This is a genomic window from Bradyrhizobium rifense, assembly GCF_008123425.1.
Taxonomy (GTDB): domain Bacteria; phylum Pseudomonadota; class Alphaproteobacteria; order Rhizobiales; family Xanthobacteraceae; genus Bradyrhizobium; species Bradyrhizobium rifense.
In genome coordinates this window covers 1-1,708 of the sequence record NZ_VSSS01000099.1, presented here as the reverse complement: position 1 = coordinate 1,708, position 1,708 = coordinate 1, and the positions used below count along the sequence as shown (strand labels likewise).

The window sequence follows — 1,708 nt, the reverse complement described above, 5'->3', positions numbered from 1 at the left end:
GACCGCGAAGCTGAGCATGTCGCCGAGGTCGCCCTGGTCAGAGCCTCCAGACCAAAACTTCGAAAAACAACCCCATGCACAGTAGCGAAGCGCCTGTTGTGACTTCGCATTTCCGAAAATTCTTATTTTTCGAATTTCACTTGACCCGTCGAGGCTGGGCAAGTTTTTTGGGAGTTGATGTAGGATTCGTCTTATGGCGAATCGCACATTCAAGACCGGCGAGAGCCGGGAGCAACCCAGTCTTCTGCCTGCGCGGATTGAGGACTATGTCGGGCCGGACAATCCGGTGCGGGCGATCGACAGCTTCGTTTGCGCGCTCGATCTTGCAAAGCTTGGCTTCGGCCACGCCGATCGTGGCGCGGAAGAGGTCGGGCAGCCGCCGTATGATCCTGCCGATCTGCTGAAGCTCTATCTTTACGGCTACATCAACCAGGTCAGGTCGTCACGCCGGCTGGAGCGGGAAGCTGGCCGCAATCTGGAACTGATCTGGCTGCTGAAGGGACTGAGGCCGGGTTATCGGACGATCGCCAACTTCCGCAAGGAGAACTGGAAGGCCCTGAAGGCAGCGAGCCGAAGTTTCGTGCTGCTGGCTCGGGAGCTTGGGCTTGTCGGCGGCACGATCGTAGCGATTGATGGCTCCCTGTTCCACGGCGATGCCAGCAAGGCTTCCATCTTCACGCGCAAGCGGCTTGGCGAGCAGATCGCAAGGCTGGACCAGGAGATCGAGGCTTACCGCAAGTCTCTTGAAGACAATGATGCAGCAGAAGCCAAGAAGCCGGGGAAGGATCGCGCGGGCGGTGATGGCCGAGGAGATGGCGGCGATATCGGTGCGAAGGTCGCGGCGCTGATGGCGAAGCGTTCGCGTGCCGAGACCGACCTCGCTCGGCTGGAAGAGAATGACGAGACACAAATGTCGCTGACAGATCCGGACGCCCGGCTTCTGGTCAAGAACGGTCAGGGCATTGCAGGCTACAATGTGCAGACCGCAGTTGACGACAAGCACAAGCTCATAGTCGCAAGCGAGGTGGTCAATGACAGCAGCGATGTTCGACAGCTCTCTGCGATGGCCAAGGCGGCCAAAGAGGCTCTTGGAGCCGAGACACTGCAGGCGCTGGCCGATGAAGGCTATTACAGCAGTGTCGAACTGAAGGCCTGCGAGGACGAGGGTATCATTGCCTATGTACCGCTGCCCGAAGGTAACGCGCGGCTCGAGAAGCAGGGCCGCTTTGCGCTCAAGGACTTCAACTATGACGGCGCAACCGACACCTACCGTTGTCCCGCGGGCCAATCGCTGCATCCGCTCAAGAGCAGGCAAAAGAACACCAGCGGCCGCATCGAGATCCGCTACACGGCCCGCGGAGCAATCTGCAGGGCCTGCCCGCTCAAGGTCCGCTGTCTCTCACCGACCACCGCCTATCGGACCATCGGTCGCTGGGAGCATGAAGATGTTCTCGAACGTCACCGCGCGCGGATGCAGGGTGCAGGCGAACTGATGCGCCGTCGTTCGGGGATTGTCGAGCATCCGTTTGGCACGCTCAAATGCCGTGCCGGCTATCGTCATTTCCTGGTCCGCGGCTTCGACAAGGTCCGCGGCGAATGGAGCCTGATGGCGCTCTGCTACAATTTCACCCGTGCGCTCAACATCCTTGGATTTGACGGGTTTCTGGCTGCGCTCGCAAAGACGCTTGCTGTTTGCCGATGTATCCTC

At 59.8% G+C, this 1,708-nt stretch carries 1 protein-coding gene; it reads left to right on the top strand.

The genetic code is table 11. The features are described 5' to 3' along the window. Positions 1 to 193: 193 nt before the first annotated feature. Positions 194 to 1,708: IS1182 family transposase (locus FXB40_RS45610; RefSeq protein ID WP_148778794.1), on the top strand; the 1,515-nt coding region annotated here is incomplete at its 3' end.